The following is a 17,506-nucleotide window of genomic DNA, read 5'->3' as shown; positions in this document are numbered from 1 at the left end:
GGCGGGGGCGGGGCCGGGGTGTGATGCAGCGGACGGAGGCAAGCGATCGGATCATCTGTATGCTCGCCGCCATGCCACCGACACCCGACGCCACCGCGCCGGGCGCCGCAGGACCCGACCGGGAGGTGCCCGACCGGGGGCGTGCGGACGCCTGTCCCGGAGCACTTCGTCTGCATACGGCCGACGACGGCGCCCTCGCCCGGATCCGCCTGCCCGGCGGCCTGCTGACGGACCGTCAGGCCCTCGCGCTGGCCGAGGCCGCCGAGGCCCTCGGCGACGGCGAATTGGAGACCACCTCGCGCGGCAACGTCCAGCTGCGCGGCCTGGCCCCGCACTGCGCGGCCGAGCTCGCCGACCGGCTGCGCGCCGTCGGGCTGCTGCCCTCGGACACCCACGAGCGGGTCCGCAACATCGTCGCCTCGCCGACGGCCGGACTGGACACCGCCGCCGAGGGAGCCGCCGGCAACGCCGATGTGCAGTCCTGGGTACGGGAGTTGGACGCGCGGCTGTGCGCCGCTGACTGGGCCGCCGGGCTGTCCGGCAAGTTCCTGTTCGCGCTGGACGACGGGCGGGGCGACGTCGCCGCGCTCGACGCCGATGTGACATTGGTCGCAGGCCCGGACGGCACGCGGTTGCTGCGCCTCGGACGCGACGGACGCGGACACCCGGTCGAGGCCGGGCGGGAGGTCACGGCCGTGCTGGACGCGGCCCGCTCCTTCCTGGCGGCGCTGCGGACGCACGGGCGCAAGGCCTGGCACCTGCGCGAGGTCCCCGAACTGCTGCCGGCCGGCACGGTGCCGCTGCCCGCCTTCGCCGGCAGCGCGCCCGCCGTCGGCGCGCTGCGCGGCGGGCTCTCGGTGGGGCTGCGGTTCGGCCGGGCGAGCGCCGGGCAGTGGCGGACGCTGGTCGCCGCCTCGGCTGGTGAGCTGCGGCTGACCCCCTGGCGCGGGGCGGTGCTGCCCGGCGCCCCGGCCGACCGGCTGCCCGGGCTCGCCGCGGCCGGTTTCCGCACCGAGCCCGGCTCGGCCTGGGAGCGGGCCACCGCCTGCACCGGGCTGCCGGGCTGCGCCAAGTCGTTGGCCGACGTTCGTACGGACGCGGCCCGGGCGCTGGACTCCGGTGCCGCCGTGAGGGCTGGTGCCACGGTGAGGGCCGGTGCCGTCGTGAGGACCGATGCCGGCCCCGATGGTCTGCTGCCCGTCCACTGGTCGGGCTGTGAACGGCGCTGCGGCCACCCGGCCGGGCGGTGGGTGGACGTGCTCGCCACGGGGCGCGGCTACCGGGTGACGGTGAACGGGGCGAACGCCGACGTGCCGGAGCCCGATGCGGCGAAGGCCCATGAGATGAACGCCGTTGTGACGAACGCCGTTGTGACGAACGAGGAGATGGCCGAGGCGGTCGCCGAGGCCAGGAGGACCACGAAGTGATCGAGTACGAGAAGGACGGCGCGTCCATCTACCGCCAGTCCTTTGCCACCATCCGCGCGGAGGCCGATCTGGCCGCCCTCCCGGCGGACGTCTCCCAGGTCGCGGTGCGGATGATCCACGCCTGCGGGATGGTCGACCTGGTCGAGGACCTGGTGTACTCGCCCGGTGTGGTCGCCTCCGCGCGCGCCGCGCTGCACGCGGGTGCGCCCATCCTCTGCGACGTCAACATGGTCGCGAGCGGCGTCACCCGTCGGCGGCTGCCGGCCGACAACGAGGTGATCTGCACCCTCACCGACCCCTCGGTGCCCGAACTCGCCCGCACGATGGGCAACACCCGCAGCGCCGCGGCCATGGAGCTGTGGCTGCCCCGGCTGGAGGGCGCGGTGGTCGCCGTCGGCAACGCCCCGACCTCGCTGTTCCGGCTGCTGGAGATGATCGAGGCGGGCGCACCGCGACCGGCCGCGGTGATCGGCGTCCCGGTCGGCTTCATCGGCGCCGCCGAGTCCAAGCAGGCCCTGGCCGAGCACCCGTCCGGCCTGGAGCACCTGGTGGTGCGCGGTCGGCGCGGCGGCAGTGCGATGGCCGCCGCCGCCATCAACGCGATTGCGAGCGAAGAAGAGTGACGGACCGTCAGAGCACCACGGGTCGGCTGTACGGCGTCGGGCTCGGCCCGGGCGACCCGTCGCTGGTGACCGTCCGCGCCGCCGAACTCATCGGCAAGGCCGACGTGGTGGCCTACCACAGCGCCCGGCATGGCCGGTCCATCGCACGGTCGATCGCCGAACGGTATCTGACGGACGGTCAGATCGAGGAGAAGCTGGTCTACCCGCTCACCGTCGAGACCACCGACCACCCGGGCGGCTACCGCGGCGCGTTGGACGACTTCTACGAGGAGGCCGCGGCCCGGCTGGCCGCCCACCTGGACGCCGGGCGCGACGTGGTCGTCCTCGCCGAGGGCGACCCGCTCTTCTACGGCTCCTACCAGCACATGCACAAGCGGCTCGCGCACCGCTACCCGACCGAGGTGGTGCCGGGCGTGACCTCGCTCAGCGCGGCCGCGGCCCGGCTCGGGCAGCCGCTGACCGAGGCCGAGGAGACGCTCACCGTCATCCCTGGCACGCTGCCCGAGGAGGAGCTGACGGCGCGGATCGCGGCCGCCGACTCGGCCGTGATCATGAAGCTGGGGCGCACCTTCCCGACCGTCCGCCGGGCCCTGGCGCGGGCCGGGCGGCTGGCGGACGCGCAGTACGTGGAGCGGGCCTTCATGGCGGGGGAGCGGATCGCGCCGCTCGCCGAGGTCGACGGCGACACGGTGCCGTACTTCTCGGTCGCGGTGCTGCCGAGCAAGGTCGCGCCGCTGGAGCCGGAGGTCCGGCTGTCGGACGGCGTCGGCAGCGTGACCGTGGTCGGCACCGGGCCGGCCGGGCCGCTCTGGCTGACCGCCGAGGCGCGCGGCGCGCTCTCCGAGGCCACCGACCTGGTCGGCTACACCACCTACCTGGACCGGGTGCCGGAGCGGCCGGGGCAGCGGCGGCACGGCTCGGACAACAAGGTGGAGTCGGAGCGGGCCGAGTTCGCCCTGGAGCTCGCCCGGCGCGGGCACCGCGTCGCGGTGGTGTCCTCGGGTGACCCGGGGGTGTTCGCGATGGCCACCGCCGTGCTGGAGGTCGCCTGCGAGGAGGCCTACCGGGACGTCCCGGTGCGGGTGCTCCCCGGGATGACCGCCGCCCACGCGGCCGCCTCCCGGGCCGGCGCCCCGCTCGGGCACGACTACGCGACGGTGTCGCTCTCGGACCGGCTCAAGCCGTGGGACGTGGTGGCGAAGCGGCTGCGGGCCGCGGCCGAGGCGGACCTGGTGCTCGCCCTGTACAACCCGGGCTCGAAGTCCCGGACCACCCAGGTCGGGCTCGCCCGGGACCTGCTGCTGGAGTACCGGGCGCCGGAGACCCCGGTGGTGATGGCCCGCGACGTCGGCGGCCCGACCGAGCGGGTGCGGATCGTCCGGCTGGGCGAGCTGGACCCGGCGCTGGTCGACATGCGGACCATCCTGCTGATCGGCTCCTCGCAGACCCGGGCGGTCGAGCGGGGCGGCGGCGTGGAGGTCGTCTGGACGCCGCGGAGGTACCCGGAGGAGTGACGGGTGACAGATGACAGCGAACAGATTTCATCATCTGTTCGCTGTCATCTGTTCTCTGTTATCTGTTCCCTGTTCTCCGCCTGCCGGACCGCTACCGGGTCGGCTTGGTGAGCAGCAGCTCCGTGTTGTGGTCCCCGCCCGCGCCCAGCAGCGCCGCCGGGCGGCCGTTCGGGTCGTTGTACGACAGCTCGCGGTAGAGCGCCGCGAGGTTGGCGTCCGAGGTGCCGCCGAAGTCCGTCCCGTACGGCGCGGAGGACTCGATCAGAGTGGTGAACAGCGAGAGCGTGCCGTCCCCGTTGTCCGCGATCTCGATGATCCGCCCGTGCTGCGGGTAGTCGATGTGCGAGGCGGTGTTGATCTCCCAGAACGCCCGCTCCGGCACCGCGTGGCCGTGTGGCGTGATCTTGTTCATGTGGGTGTGCCCGTTCACCCACGCGACCACGTTCGGGTAGCGCTGGAGCAGTGCCACCAGCTCGTTGCCGTCGTGCCGTCCCTCGAAGATGTTGCGCGGGTCCGGCAGCAGGTTGCCCATCGTGCCGCTGGTGTGGTGGCTGAAGAGCAGGATCAGCTCGTCCGTGCTCCCGCCGGTCACCTTGCGCCCGTCGGCGTCGTACCAGTGCCCGCTGTGCGCCTGCAACTGCTGCTCCAGCCAGCGCAGTTGCGCGGTGCCCAGCGAACCGTCGGCGAACCCGGCCTGGTTGGTGGTGTCCAGGCTGATGCCGACCACCTTCTCCGAGATGCGGAAGGTGTAGTAGAGCTTGCCGCTGTTCGCCATGTCCGAGGTGAAGCCGTGCCCGTACGGGCCGGCGCCGGTGATCGCCGGGTTCAGGTGGGCCTTGGCGAATTCCTTGAGCGTGAACGGTCGGCGGCGCTCGTCCGGGGTGACCTTGCGGACCAGGTCGCCGCTGGCGATCAGCTTCGCCAGCAGCAGCACGGCGCCCGCCGGGTCGCGGCGCAGCGAGTCCGTCAGCTGGGCGGCCGTGGCGTCGTCGCAGCCCTCCAGCTTGTACTGGCCGGTGTACAGGTCGTTCAGCAGTCCGAGGTCCGGCAGCGAGCCCTCGATGCTGTCGTCGTGGTTGCCGACCGTGGTGTACCAGGGCGTGCGCAGGCCCGGCGCGTCGAAGGGGCGGCCGGCGGTGGACAGGAAGCCGGCTATCTGCGGGAAGCCCTTCGCCTTGTAGCCGTCGTTGTAGGAGAGTTCGGGGTTCCAGTAGGCGGCGTTGCCGGAGTTCTGCACACCCTCGTAGCGGCTGAGGTCACCGGTGTTCTGGGCCAGCCGTCCACCGCCCATGACCTTGAGGTACCAGTCGAGTTCGGCGAGCTCGTGGTTGTCGGTGTTGTCGCCGGTGGCCATCACCATGCTGAACGGCATCCCGGTGTAGGGGCCGCCGGCGAGCGAGTTGACCCGCTCGACGAGGGCCGAGACACCGCGGGCGTTCAGGGCCTCCTGCGGCCGGTACGCGCTGCCGTTGAGCTTGGCCAGGTACTCGAAGCGCACCGGGGACTCGGTGTCCACCAGGTGCAGGTCGCTGAACTGGACGAAGCTGGCCAGCCCGGTCCGGCGGTCGTCCCGCCCGGTGGTCGCCGACGCCAGGTCGCCGCGCACCACCAGCGGCCAGCCCGGCCCGGCCGTCAACCGCTTGTAGCCGCCGGTGCCGACCGGCGTGGCCACCTGCTCCAGCGTGGTCCCGGTGACCCTGACCGCCCGCGCGGCCGTCGTCGCCAGGGCCTGGTCGCGCGCCGCGGCCGAGGCGAACTGCGCGCCGCCCAACGACAAGGCCGACCAGGCGGCGGCCACCGACGTACCGGTGAGGAACGTACGCCGACTCATCCCTGCCACAAAAACCCCCACATGCTGGTGGCCCGGCGGGGCAGTCGACCCCGGCCGGGCCCACGTCTGTCATGAACCCGCTTCTGGCGGACCGCCAGATTACTCACTGGTAGCCGCGGCGGGCGAGGCCCGTGCGGAGAACTCTTCGGGAACGCGGGACGGCGCGACCCTCCGCAACTCGTGCACGAGGGGTTCCATCGAGCGGGGCGCGGCGCCGCCGCCACCCCGGTCGGGCCCCACCAGGGCCGGTGGGGGAAAATCGGCGACGGCGTCCGGTGCGGCCGCCGGAGCGGAGCAGGACGGCGCGGGCGCCGTCGGAAACGGGGCGCAGGTGGCCGCAGCGGGATCCGAGGCGGGAGCCGGGGTCGGCGCCGGAGCGGGCGGCCGGGCCGGCCAGCTGAAGAGCAGCGGCCTGCGGCCCGGCTGGACGACGGGCGCCTGTGCCACCGCCGCCACCAGGGCCGCGTACACCGCGCTGCTCACCGGCGAGTTCCCGGACCCGGTGGTCATCACCCTCCCCAAGGGGCAGCAGCCCGCCTTCGCCCTCGCGGCCGAGCAGCTGACCGTCGCCGAGCAGCCGACCACGGCCGAGGAACTCACCGCAGCCGAGCAGCCGACCGGCCCCGGAGGGCGGATCACCGCCATGGCCGGGGTGGTCAAGGACGCGGGCGACGACCCCGACGTCACCCACGGCGCGCTGATCCGCTCGACCGTACGGTCCGGCGAGCCCGGCACCGGGGTGGTGTTCCGGGCCGGCCCCGGGGTGGGGACGGTCACCAAGGCCGGCCTGCCGCTGCCGGTCGGCGAGCCCGCGATCAACCCGGTGCCCCGGCAGATGATCCGGGACGCCGTCGCCGAGGTGGCCGCCGCGCACGGCGGCAGCGGGGACGTGGTGGTCGAGATCGCGGTCGACCACGGCGAGGAGATCGCCCGCTCCACCTGGAACCCCCGGCTCGGCATCCTCGGCGGCCTGTCCATCCTCGGTACGACCGGGGTGGTCGTCCCCTACTCCTGCTCGGCCTGGATCGACTCGATCCGCCGCGGCGTGGACGTGGCCCGCGCGGCGGGGCGCACCCACGTGGCCGGCTGCACCGGCTCGACCTCGGAGAAGGTCGCGGTCGCGGAGCACGGGCTGCCCGAGGACGCGCTGCTGGACATGGGCGACTTCGCCGGTGCGGTGCTCAAGTACCTCAAGCGCCACCCGGTGCCCCGGCTGACCATCGCGGGCGGCTTCGCCAAGCTGTCCAAGCTCGCGGCCGGCCACCTCGACCTGCACTCGGCGCGCTCCCAGGTCGACAAGGGCTACCTGGCCGGACTGGCCCGCCGGGGCGGCGCGGACGAGGCGCTGGCCGAGGCGGTCGCGGGCGCCAATACCGCGCTGGAGGCCGTGCAGTTGTGCCGTGCGGCCGGGGTGCCGCTCGGGGACCTGGTCGCCGAGGCGGCCCGGGCGACGGCGCTCGGCGTGCTGGTGGGCTCGCCGGTCGCGGTGGACGTCATCTGCATCGACCGCGCGGGCACCGTCGTCGGCCGGGCGGAGCCGCTCGGGCCGTGACAATGTCACGGGTGTCACGACGGCGCGACAACATCGCCCGGTGACGTGAAGAACTGACGCCCAAACAGGGCAAGAATCGGACAAATGGAGCAGCAGGGCGGCCCCCCGGTTCTGTCGCCATCTCAACCATGAGATATCGTCTGGCGAGTGACAGGCGACTACCTCACCCGTATCGGCACCCTCATCCGTACCGCGCGCCAGCACCGCGGCTGGTCCCAGGCGCAGCTCGGCGAAGCCCTCGGAACCAGCCAGAGCGCGGTCAACCGCATCGAACAGGGCAAGCAGAACGTCAGCCTTGAGATGATCGCCCGCATCGGCGAAGCCCTCGACAGCGAGATCGTCTCCCTCGGCTACTCCGGCCCGATGCACCTGCGCGTCGCCGGCGGCACCCGGCTCTCCGGCGCGATCGACGTCCGCAGCAGCAAGAACGCCTGCGTGGCGATCCTCTGCGCCTCGCTGCTGACCACCGGCCGCACCACGATCCGCAGCGTCGCCCGGATCGAAGAGGTCTACCGCATCCTCGAGGTGCTCACCAGCATCGGCGTCAAGAGCCGCTGGATCAACGAGGGCCGCGACCTCGAACTCACCCCGCCCGCCGAGCTCGACCTCGCGGCGATGGACGTCGAGGCGGCCCGCCGCACCCGCAGCGTGCTGATGTTCCTCGGCCCGCTGATGCACCGCGCCCAGCGCTTCGCCATCCCGTACGCCGGCGGCTGCGACCTCGGCACCCGCACCGTGCAGCCGCACCTGACCGCGCTGCGCCGCTTCGGCCTGGAGGTCGCCACCACCGGCGGTGCCTACCACGCCTCGGTCGAGCCGGGCACCCCGCAGGACCGCCCGATCGTCCTGACCGAGCGCGGGGACACCGTCACCGAGAACGCCCTGCTGGCCGCCGCCCGGCACGACGGCGTCAGCGTCATCCGCAACGCCTCGCCCAACTACATGGTCCAGGACCTCTGCTTCTTCCTGGAGAAGCTGGGCGTGCGGATCGAGGGCATCGGCACCACCACCCTCACCGTGCACGGCGTCCCGGAGATCACCTGCGACGTCGACTACACCCCGGCCGAGGACCCGGTGGAGGCGATGAGCCTGCTGGCCGCCGCCGTCGTCACCTCCTCCGAGCTGACCATCCGCCGGGTGCCGATCGAGTTCCTGGAGATCGAGCTCGCGGTGCTGGAGGGCATGGGCCTCGACTACGACCGCACCCCCGAGTACCGGGCCCACAACGGTCAGACCCGACTGGTCGACCTCACCGTGCGCCCCTCCAAGCTCACCGCGCCGATCGACACCATCCACCCGATGCCGTTCCCCGGCATCAACATCGACAACGTGCCGTTCTTCGCCGCCATCGCCGCGGCCGCGCACGGCACCACGATGATCCACGACTGGGTGTACGACAACCGCGCGATCTACCTGACCGAGCTGACCCGCCTCGGCGCCGACGTCAAGCTCCTCGACCCGCACCGCGTACTGGTCCAGGGCCCCACCCGCTGGCGCGCCGCCGAGATGATGTGCCCGCCGGCCCTGCGCCCCGCCGTGGTCATCCTGCTCGCCATGCTCGCCGCCCAGGGCACCTCCGTCCTGCGCAACGTCTACGTCATCAACCGCGGCTACGAGGACCTCGCCGAGCGCCTCAACTCCATCGGCGCCCGGATCGAGACCTTCCGCGACATCTGACCGACCGTCACGCTGCTGGCCGGCCTCACCCGTTGAGCCCGGCCAGCAGCACGGAAACCTCCAACCCGGTGTTCAGGTACTCCACGAACACCGGGTTGTCCAGTGCCCGGACGACGTGTTCCCTCCGAGTGCCCGGCGCTGTCCGGTGCCCTGCGGTGCTACTCGCCGGTGGTGCCGTCGAGGTGTTCGCGGAGGAGGTCGGCGTGGCCGTTGTGGCGGGCGTACTCCTCGATCATGTGGGTGAGGATCCAGCGCAGCGAGAAGACCTCCTCGCCGTAGTGGCCCAGGACGTCCAACGACTCCGCGGCGGCCACGAGTTCCCTGGCGTGGTCGCACTCGCGGCGCCAGATCGCGAAGGCCTCGTCGGGGTCGGCGGTCTCGGCGTCGAACTCGGCGAAGGAGCCGTCGGGGTGCGCCCAGAAGCCGCGCGCGTCCTCCTTGTTGAGGACGTTGCGGAACCAGCTGCGCTCCACCTCGGCGAGGTGGCGGACCAGCCCGAGCAGGGAGAGCCCGGACGGCTCCAGTACGCGGGCGCGGAGCTGCTCCGTGCTGAGGCCCTCGCACTTCATCGCGAGGGTGTCGCGCTGGTAGTCCAGGAAGCCTGCCAGTGTGGCGCGTTCGTCGGCGGTGCGGGGGGTCTGGCTACGCTGATCATCGGTCATCGGGCCATCCTGCCCGCCATCCGACGGGCCCGCCGCCCAATTTCCCCGTTCCTAGCCCAGGTGCTCCAGCCAGCGCAGTGCGCCCGGGACGTCGGGTGCGACGGGGACGCCTTCCGGTACGGGCGGGCGCTCCACGATGATGACGGGCAGGCCCAGCCCGCGGGCGGCGGTCAGCTTGGGGGCGGTCGCGGCGCCGCCGCTGTCCTTGGTGACCAGGACGTCGATGTCGTGCCTGCGCAGCAGCGCCTCCTCGCCCTCGATCGTGAACGGGCCGCGCTCCAGCAGGACTTCGAACGAGGGCGGCAGCGGGGGCTCGGGCGGGTCCACCGAGCGGGCGAGGAAGTGGACGCCGTCGAGGTGGGCGAAGGCGGCGACGCCCTGCCGGCCGATGGTGAGGAAGACCCGTTCCCCGCGCCGGGGCAGCAGTTCGGCGGCCGCGGCGAGCGAGGGGGCGGGGAGCCAGTGGTCCCCGTCGACGCGGGTGAAGCCGGGGCGGCGCAGCACCAGCAGGGGGACGCCGGTGGCGGCGGCCGCGAGGGCGGCGTTGTGCGAGATGCCGGCGGCGAACGGGTGGGTGGCGTCCACCACCGCGTCCACGCGTTCCGTGCGCAGCCAGTCGGCCAGGCCCTCCGGTCCGCCGAAGCCGCCGATCCGCACCTCCCCGGCGGGCAGCCGGGGTCGGGCGACCCGGCCGGCCAGCGAGCTGGTGACCCGGAGGGCGGTGGGGGCGAGTTCGGCGGCCAGCGTCCGCCCCTCGGTGGTCCCGCCGAGGACCAGGACGTGTCGCATCACGCCCCGCAGGGCTCGTGCGGGCGCTCGCGGTCCGCCGAGTAGAGGTGGCTGTCGCGGAACTGCTCGGCGGCCAGGGTGCGGCCGACGATGATGACGGCGGTGCGGACCACGCCCGCGGCCTTGACCTGCTCGGCGATGTCGCCGACGGTGCCGCGCAGCACCAGCTCGTCGGGGCGGCTGGCCATCGCGACGACGGCGACCGGGCAGTCGGCGCCGTAGTGCGGGAGCAGCTGCTCGACCACGTCGTCCACGTACCCGGCGGCCAGGTGCAGCACCAGCAGGGCGCCGCTGCGGCCGAGGGTGGCGAGGTCCTCGCCCTCGGGCATCGGGGTGGCGCGCTTGGCGATCCGGGTGAGGATGACGGTCTGGCCGACGGTCGGGACGGTCAGCTCCCGCTTCAGCGCGGCCGCGGCGGCGGCGAAGGCGGGCACGCCGGGGACCACCTCGTAGGGCACGCCGGCCGCGTCCAGGCGGCGCATCTGCTCGGCGACAGCGGAGAAGACGGACGGGTCGCCGGAGTGCAGCCGGGCCACGTCCTGGCCGGCCTCGTGTGCGGCGACCAGCTCGGCGGTGATCTGGTCCAGGTTGAGCTGCGCGGTGTCGATCAGCCGGGCGCCGGGCGGGCACTCGTCCAGCAGCTCGCGCGGGACGAGGCTGCCCGCGTACAGGCAGACCTCGGCGCGGGCCAGGATGCGCTGGCCGCGCAGGGTGATCAGGTCGGCGGCGCCCGGGCCGGCTCCGATGAAGTGGACGGTCACGAGGCTTTCTCCTGAAGGGGGTTGTCGGACGTGCGGGCTTCGGCGGCGCGGGCTTCGGTGGTGCGGTCCTCGGCGGCATGGGCGTCGGGCTTGACGGCGGACCACTGGGTGACCGGCATGGCCTGCCGCCAGCCGGTGAAGCCGCCCACGGGGACGGCGTGGGCGACGGCGAGCTTGACGAGCTCCCCGCCGTGGCGCCGGTACCACTCGGTGAGCAGCGCCTCGGACTCCAGCGTCACGGTGTTGGCGACGATCCGGCCGCCGGGGCGCAGCGCGGCCCAGCAACTCTCCAGCAGGCCGGGCGCGGTGAGGCCGCCGCCGATGAACACGGCGTCGGGGGCGGGGAGTCCGGCGAGCGCGGCGGGGGCGGGTCCGGTCGCCACCCGGAGCCGGGGCACGCCGAGCGCGGCGGCGTTGCGGGCGATCCGCTCGGCCCGCACCGGGTCGCGTTCGACGCTGACGGCCCGGCAGTCGCGGTGGGCGCGCAGCCACTCGATGGCGATCGAGCCGGAGCCGCCGCCGACGTCCCAGAGCAGTTCGCCGGGGGAGGGGGCGAGCGTGGCGAGGGTCGCGGCGCGGACGTGGCGCTTGGTGAGCTGGCCGTCGCTCTCGTAAGCGGCGTCGGGCAGGCCGGGGACGAGGGAGGTGCGGGGGCCGTCGCCGAGGTCGACGGCGATGACGTTCAGCGGGTCGCCGGGCGGGTGCGGCCAGCCGTCGGCGGGGCCGTCCAGGTGGCGTTCGGCCGGGGCGCCGAGCTGTTCGAGGACCCGCAGGCGGGCGGTGCCGTAGCCGCGGGCGGTGAGCAGTCCGGCGACGGCGGCCGGGGTGGCGGAGTCGGCACTGAGCACCAGCAGGCGGCGGCCGGGGTGGAGGGCGAGCGAGAGGGTGTCCAGCGGTCGACCGACCAGGCTGACGACCTCGGTGGCCTCCAGCGGCCAGCCGAGCCGGGCGCAGGCGTAGGAGACGGAGGAGGGGTGCGGCAGGACGCGCAGGCGCTCGGCGCCGACGGTCTCGGCGAGGGTGCGGCCGATGCCGTAGAACATCGGGTCGCCGCTGGCCAGGACGGCGGTGCGGTGGCCGGCGTGGGCGGCGAGCAGCCCGGGGACGGCGGGGCGCAGCGGGGACGGCCAGGGGACGCGCTCGGCGGCGACCTCGTCGCGGGGGAGCAGGTCCAGCTGGCGGGGGCCGCCGACGACGACCTCGGCCTCCCGCAGCACGGCCCGGGAGCCGACGGCGAGGCCGGGCCAGCCGTCGGCCCCGATCCCGACGACGGTGATCGGGGGTGGCAGCTCGGGCACCGGGTGGCTCCTCGTCGTTCGAATGGGCCAATGAGTGGGAAATCTGACTGGCCGGGGCAGCCTACCTGGCGGTCTGTCCCCCACCGGCTCCCCAGTCCCCCGACTCGATCAGCGCCGGCCGCTCCCGCAAGCGCGCCTCGGCCCTCGGCCCGGCGAGGTAGACCCAGGCCGCCCGCGGCTCGCCCGTCGCGGTCCGCACCGTCATCCGCCGCCGGACGTACAGCCCGGTCCCGTCGGCCCGGCACTCCTCCAGCCGGTCCAGGGCCTCCAGGGCTCCGGCGTACGCGCCAGGGCGTACGGTGACGAGCTCACCCACGATCCGACGTCCGGGCGCCGGGTCCGGCACCGCGTACGGGAAGCCGGGGCCCTCGTGCAGTGCGGCGCCCTCCAGTACGGCCGGGCGGACGTCGGCGCAGCGCCCGGCCAGGTGGACGGCATGATTGCGGCCGCCGCTGCGCAGGGTGCCGTACACGAAGAACGGCAGGGCCTCCTCGGATGCGGACACGGGTTCGACCTCCTCGCTGGGGAGCGTTCACGGTACGTCCCGCGGTCCGATTCCTGATACCGACTGGCGCACCGGGCCGTCCATGCGCTGTCATGTCGGATGTTCGGCCAGTACCGTCCAAGGGGGACACACATGACACCGCCCGCTTCACCCTCCCAACCGGCCGCGACCCCCGGCTCAGCCCCCGACACCCCCGCCACCACCAAGGCCGGAGCCGAAGCCAGGACCGAAGCCAGGACCGAAGCCGGGGCCAAGGCCGGGGCGAGCCCCGTCCCCCGCCTCGGCGGCGCGGTCTGGCTGGCCCTCCTCGTGGTCTACATCGTCTGGGGATCGACCTACCTGGCGATCCGGGTCGCGGTCGAGACGATGCCCTCCTTCCTCTCCGCCAGCGCCCGCTTCCTCACCGCCGGCCTGCTGCTGGCCGGCTACCTCCTGGTGCGCCAGGGCCCGGCCGGCCTGAAGGTGACCCGGCGCCAGCTGGCCTCCTCCGCCCTGGTCGGGCTGCTGCTGCTGACCGGCGGCAACGGGCTGGTGGTCCTGGGCGAGACCTCCGTCCCCTCCGGCCTGGCGGCCCTGCTGGTGGCCGCGGTCCCGCTGTGGATGGTGGTGCTGACGGCGTTCGGCGGCGATCGCCCGAAGCCCGCCGAGCTGGCCGGGGTGCTGCTCGGACTGGTCGGCCTCGGAGTCCTGTCGGCCCCCGCGATCGGCGGGTCGATCGAGCCGGGCGGCGTGATCCTGATCATCGGCGCCACCCTGCTCTGGGCGACCGGCTCCTTCGTGAGCAAGAAGATCCCGATGCCGGGCAACGTGCTCGCCGCGAGCGCCTACCAGATGCTGGCCGGCGGCCTCGGCGACCTGCTGGTCGGAGTGGGCCGCGGCGAGCAGCACGGAGTGGACCTCGGGGCGGTCTCCGGCCGGTCCTGGCTGGCCCTCGCCTACCTGGTGGTATTCGGCTCGCTGCTCGCCTTCACCGCGTACGCCTGGCTGCTGCGCTCCGCCCCGCTGACCCTGGTGGCCACGTACGCGTACGTGAACCCGGTGGTCGCGGTGCTGCTGGGCTGGCTGATCCTGGCCGAGCCGCTGACCGGCCCGACCCTCGCGGGCGGCGCGATCGTGGTGGCGGGCGTCTGCCTGGTGGTGAGCGTCAGCCGGCGTCCGGGCCGCTCATCGAGCGCCGGGAGCCGAGCCCGTCCAGCGGAAACGGCCGATCCGGTCGATCCGTCCCGGTCGGTGAAGGGGCCGTCCGCCCGCAGCTGAGCACGACGTCCGCACGTTCGAGGACGTCTTCGGTGGTCCGCCCCCGCGAGCCGGAAGCGCGGGGGCGGACCACCGAAGACGTACGGCTCAGAAGGCGTACGGCGGTTTGCCCGTCCACCAGTTGCCGGGCGCGTCCGGGTCGCGGCTGGTCCAGAACTCGACGATCGCGTTGGTGAACTCGGCCGCGGAGAGCACGCCGTCGCCGTCGGTGTCGAGGTGGCGGAAGGCCTCGTCGGCGTCGTCGCGGGACAGGCCGGCGAAGTGGCCGCGCTGGAAGACGAAGAACTCGCCGGCGTCCACCGTCCCGCTGCGGTCGGCGTCGGCGACGGAGAGGAAGGCCCCGGCGAGCGCGCCGAGGATCTCCTGGGCGGCCTCCGGGTCGTCGGCGAGCGAGCCGGTCGAGGCGACGAACTGCTGCCGGGTGATCGCCTCGGTGCCGGCGGGCAGCCGGGCGAGGTGCAGGTCGTGCCAGGTCGTCAGGTAGGCCCGGACTATCACGGCCTCCGCCTCGGAGCCCTCCTGGTGGCCGAGCGAGCGGGCCACCGAGAGGCCCATCAGGACGTGGTCCCGCTCGGTGAGCAGCCCGTCGCCGTCGGCGTCGAGGTGATCGAAGCCGTGATTGATCTTTGCGATGAGCAGGTCGTCCGACAAAAGTGCCCCCTCGATTGGTGATTCCTTGCCCGGGTCTCCTACGTCACATCGCCTGCACGCTAGCGCCTCGAACCGGACCGGCGCAGCCGAACGACCTGCTGCTTCACCCGCCGGGCCTCGATGATCATCGGTCATCTCAGTGCACCGCGGCCAGCAGTTCCCTCGTGTACTCGGTGTGCGGCGCCGCGAACAGCTGGTCCCGGTCGGTGGACTCGACCAGTCGGCCCCGGTGCATCACCGCCACCCGATCGCAGAAGTGCCGGACCACCGCGAGGTCGTGGGAGACGAACAGGAAGGCGACACCGAGCCGTTCGCGCAGCTCCATCAGCAGGTTGAGCACCTGGGCCTGCACCGACACGTCGAGCGCGGAGACCGGCTCGTCGGCGATGATCAGGCGCGGCTGCGGGGCCAGCGCGCGGGCGATGCCGATCCGCTGGCGCTGCCCGCCGGAGAACTCGTGCGGGTAGCGGTCCAGGTGCCGGGCCTCCAGGCCGACCTGCTCCAGCAACTCGGCGGAGCGCTCCCGCCGTTCGGCCCGGTCCAGTGGGGTGTGCAGGCGCAGCGGGGTGTCCAGGGTCTGGGCGACGGTCCGGCGCGGGTTGAGCGAGGCGTACGGGTCCTGGAAGACCAGCTGGATCTCCCGGCTGAGCCGCTTCCGCAGCTCCCGGTCCGGTCGGGTGACGTCCTGGCCGTCGTACAGCACCCTGCCGCCGGTGGGGCGTTGCAGCCCGGCCAGGACCCGTGAGGTGGTGGACTTGCCGGAGCCGGACTCGCCGACCAGCCCGAGCGTCTCGCCGGGCGCGATCCGCAGACCGACGCCCTCGACCGCCCGGACCGGTTCGGCCCGCAGGCCGGGGAAGCGCCGGCGTCCGGGGAAGCGCACGGACAGGTCGTCCACCTCGACCAGCCACCGCTCGGGGCGCTCGACGGTCCGCGGCCGGAACGTCCGCGACGGGGCCGGCTCGTCGACCGTCGGCAGGGCGGTGCCCGGCACCGAGTCCAGCCGGAGCGCCGCGCCCACCAGCGCCCGGGTGTACGGCTCGCGCGGTGCGGCCAGCAGTTCGGCGGTCGGCGCGGACTCGACCTCGACCCCGCCGCGCAGCACCAGCGTGCGGTCCGTCGTCCCGGCGACCACGCCCAGGTCGTGGCTGACCAGCAGCATCGCCGTCCCGTGCTCGCGCTGCAACTCGCCGAGCAGGTCGAGGACCTGCCGCTGGACGCGGGCGTCCAGGGCGGTGGTCGGCTCGTCCGCGATGAGCAGCCGGGGGTCGTTCATCAGCGCCATCGCGATCATCACGCGCTGGCGCATGCCGCCGGAGAACTGGTGCGGGTAGTCGCGCGTCCGGGCCGTCGGGATGCCGACCCGGTCGAGCATCTCGGCCGCCCGCCGGCCCGCCTCGGCCCGGCCCGTGCCCGGGTGGTGCAGCCGGTACATCTCGGCGAGCTGGGCGCCCACGCCGTGGAAGGGGCTGAGCGAGGTGAGCGCGTCCTGGAAGACCAGCGCCGCCTTTCCGCCCCGCACCCCGCGCAGCGCGGACTCCTCGGTGCCGACGACCTCCTGCCCGTCGAGCCGGATCGAGCCGGTGACGGTGGTGGTGCGCGGGTCGTGCAGGCCGAGGACGGCGAGCCCGACGGTCGACTTGCCGGAGCCGGACTCGCCGACCAGGCCCAGGACTTCACCCGGGGCGAGGTCGAAGGAGAGGCCCTGGACGGCGGTCACCGGCGCACCGCCGCGCGGGTCGGCGAAGGAGACGGTCAGATCGCGGACGCTCAGCACCGGCTCGACGGTCTCCGCCGCCGTGCTCTCCACCTCTGCGGTCCGCACGCCGGCCCCCGGAACAGTGGAATTCATCGAAGGGCTCCCCATCAGTTCAGCCGGACACGCGGGTCGAGCCAGGCGACCGCGAGGTCGGCCAGCGCGACGAACAGCACCATGAAGCAGGCGGCCAGCAGCACCGCGCCGACCACGGCGGGCAGGTCCTGCCCGGCGACGGCCTCGGCGGCGAACCGCCCGACCCCGTTCAGCCCGAACACCGTCTCGGTGATCACGGCTCCGCCGAGCAGCACCCCGGCCTCCAGCCCGATCAGCTGCACCAGCGGTCCGGCGGCGCCGCGCGAGGTGTACTTGAGGTGGGCGCGCAGCCGTCCCAGGCCCTTGCCGCGGGCCGTGCGGACGTACTCCTCGTTCATCGTCTCCAGCAGCTGCGAGCGCGAAAGCCGGGCGAACACCGCGGAGTTGACGAAGCCGAGGACGAACCAGGGGAGCAGCATCCCGCCCGCCCAGGCGGCCAGGTCGTCGGCCGGCGGGGTGTAGGAGGGCAGCGGCAGCAGCCCGGTGGAGTAGACCAGCAGCCACTGCGCGACGTACCCGAGGAAGTAGATCTGCAGGCTGGCGCCGACCAGGGTGAAGCCGGACAGCAGCCGGTCGGTCCGCCGCCCGTGCCGCAGCGCGGAGACGAACCCGGTGCCGAGGCCGAACACCAGCAGGACGGCGAGCGCCCCGGCGGTCAGCGAGAGGGTGACCGGCAGGTGGTCGGCGAGGGCCTCGCTGACCGGCTGGTGCAGCCGGTAGGAGTAGCCGAGGCAGGGGGCGTCGCAGTGGATGGTCGAGCCGTCCACGTCGCCGATGTCCCGCCCGGCGACGACCCCGGCCAGGTAGTCGGTGTACTGGGTGAGCAGCGGCTGGTCCAGGCCCATGCTCTGGCGCACCGCCGCGACCTGCCCGCTGTCGCAGCGCGGGCCGCAGGCGGCGCGGGCCGGGTCGGCGGGCGCGGCGTAGAAGAGGGCGAAGGCGGCGGCGGAGACCGCGACCAGGACCGCGAGGGCCTGGGCGGTCCGCCGCAGGACGAAGGAGAGCATGGCCGATCCGGGGTCGACGTGACGGGGGAGGCGTGCGAAACGGACGTGTGCGGGACTGAGGCGGAACCGGGGGCCGGAGCCGGAGAGACAGGACCGGGAG

15 protein-coding genes are annotated in these 17,506 nt (G+C 73.8%); 6 read left to right on the top strand and 9 right to left on the bottom strand.

Annotated features, from left to right (window positions below; translation table 11 throughout):
- The first annotated feature begins 71 nt into the window (after positions 1-71).
- The 3 genes from ACLWS4_RS00450 to ACLWS4_RS00440 are packed head-to-tail and all read left to right on the top strand — an operon-like array spanning position 72 to position 3,564.
- Entirely contained in the window at positions 72-1,427 is a 1,356-nt protein-coding gene (locus ACLWS4_RS00450) for a cobalamin biosynthesis protein CobG (protein ID WP_416873010.1), read from the top strand.
- A complete protein-coding gene (locus tag ACLWS4_RS00445) occupies positions 1,424-2,050 on the top strand; it encodes a precorrin-8X methylmutase (protein WP_049649824.1) in 627 nt (208 codons plus the stop codon). The genes ACLWS4_RS00450 and ACLWS4_RS00445 overlap by 4 nt, the downstream gene beginning before the upstream one ends.
- Positions 2,047-3,564 carry a precorrin-2 C(20)-methyltransferase gene (locus ACLWS4_RS00440; RefSeq protein WP_416873009.1) on the top strand — a complete coding sequence of 506 codons (1,518 nt, stop codon included), beginning with the start codon at positions 2,047-2,049 and terminating at the stop codon, positions 3,562-3,564. The genes ACLWS4_RS00445 and ACLWS4_RS00440 overlap by 4 nt, the downstream gene beginning before the upstream one ends.
- A 91-nt stretch (positions 3,565-3,655) precedes the next feature.
- Here ACLWS4_RS00440 and ACLWS4_RS00435 read toward each other — a convergent pair whose 3' ends face one another.
- Positions 3,656-5,395, bottom strand: a complete 1,740-nt coding sequence (locus ACLWS4_RS00435) for a TIGR03767 family metallophosphoesterase (protein WP_416873008.1) — start codon at positions 5,393-5,395, stop codon at positions 3,656-3,658.
- Positions 5,396-5,726: 331 nt separating this feature from the next.
- On the opposite strand from ACLWS4_RS00435, the gene ACLWS4_RS00430 reads away from it, so the two are divergent.
- Positions 5,727-6,947, top strand: coding sequence for a cobalt-precorrin-5B (C(1))-methyltransferase (locus tag ACLWS4_RS00430; protein ID WP_380738652.1), 1,221 nt, complete (start codon positions 5,727-5,729; stop codon positions 6,945-6,947).
- A gap of 147 nt (positions 6,948-7,094) precedes the next feature.
- Positions 7,095-8,624: a UDP-N-acetylglucosamine 1-carboxyvinyltransferase gene (locus tag ACLWS4_RS00425; RefSeq protein ID WP_049649821.1), complete on the top strand. Its 1,530-nt coding sequence runs from the start codon at positions 7,095-7,097 to the stop codon at positions 8,622-8,624.
- A 158-nt stretch (positions 8,625-8,782) separates the two neighbouring features.
- On the opposite strand, the gene ACLWS4_RS00420 is transcribed toward ACLWS4_RS00425, so the two are convergent.
- The 5 genes from ACLWS4_RS00420 to ACLWS4_RS00400 form a co-directional block, all read right to left on the bottom strand.
- A complete protein-coding gene (locus tag ACLWS4_RS00420) occupies positions 8,783-9,286 on the bottom strand; it encodes a DinB family protein (protein ID WP_416873007.1) in 504 nt (167 codons plus the stop codon).
- 51 nt (positions 9,287-9,337) lie between these two features.
- Positions 9,338-10,075: a cobalt-precorrin-6A reductase gene (locus ACLWS4_RS00415; protein ID WP_416873285.1), complete on the bottom strand. Its 738-nt coding sequence runs from the start codon at positions 10,073-10,075 to the stop codon at positions 9,338-9,340.
- Positions 10,075-10,836 carry a precorrin-4 C(11)-methyltransferase gene (cobM, locus tag ACLWS4_RS00410; RefSeq protein WP_074004354.1) on the bottom strand — a complete coding sequence of 254 codons (762 nt, stop codon included), beginning with the start codon at positions 10,834-10,836 and terminating at the stop codon, positions 10,075-10,077. The genes ACLWS4_RS00415 and cobM overlap by 1 nt, the downstream gene beginning before the upstream one ends.
- Entirely contained in the window at positions 10,833-12,134 is a 1,302-nt protein-coding gene (cbiE, locus tag ACLWS4_RS00405; RefSeq protein ID WP_416873006.1) for a precorrin-6y C5,15-methyltransferase (decarboxylating) subunit CbiE, read from the bottom strand. Before cbiE ends, cobM begins: the two co-directional genes overlap by 4 nt.
- Positions 12,135-12,195: 61 nt before the next feature.
- Positions 12,196-12,639: a gamma-glutamylcyclotransferase family protein gene (locus ACLWS4_RS00400; protein WP_079272471.1), complete on the bottom strand. Its 444-nt coding sequence runs from the start codon at positions 12,637-12,639 to the stop codon at positions 12,196-12,198.
- A 132-nt stretch (positions 12,640-12,771) separates the two neighbouring features.
- On the opposite strand from ACLWS4_RS00400, the gene ACLWS4_RS00395 reads away from it, so the two are divergent.
- The gene (locus tag ACLWS4_RS00395; protein WP_063780054.1) at positions 12,772-13,896 is read left to right on the top strand and encodes an EamA family transporter; all 1,125 of its coding nucleotides are present in this window, start codon (positions 12,772-12,774) and stop codon (positions 13,894-13,896) included.
- A gap of 87 nt (positions 13,897-13,983) precedes the next feature.
- Here ACLWS4_RS00395 and ACLWS4_RS00390 read toward each other — a convergent pair whose 3' ends face one another.
- The 3 genes from ACLWS4_RS00390 to ACLWS4_RS00380 form a co-directional block, all read right to left on the bottom strand.
- Complete coding sequence (locus tag ACLWS4_RS00390; RefSeq protein WP_049649817.1) at positions 13,984-14,547, bottom strand: EF-hand domain-containing protein; 564 nt, start codon at positions 14,545-14,547, stop codon at positions 13,984-13,986.
- A 136-nt stretch (positions 14,548-14,683) separates the two neighbouring features.
- Complete coding sequence (locus ACLWS4_RS00385) at positions 14,684-16,399, bottom strand: dipeptide ABC transporter ATP-binding protein (protein WP_416873005.1); 1,716 nt, start codon at positions 16,397-16,399, stop codon at positions 14,684-14,686.
- A 14-nt stretch (positions 16,400-16,413) separates the two neighbouring features.
- Positions 16,414-17,406, bottom strand: a complete 993-nt coding sequence (locus ACLWS4_RS00380) for an ABC transporter permease (protein WP_049649815.1) — start codon at positions 17,404-17,406, stop codon at positions 16,414-16,416.
- Positions 17,407-17,506 lie beyond the last annotated feature (100 nt).

The sequence above is a fragment of the Kitasatospora sp. SC0581 genome (genome assembly GCF_048159585.1).
GTDB lineage: Bacteria > Actinomycetota > Actinomycetes > Streptomycetales > Streptomycetaceae > Kitasatospora.
This window is presented reverse-complemented; position numbering and strand designations above follow the sequence as displayed.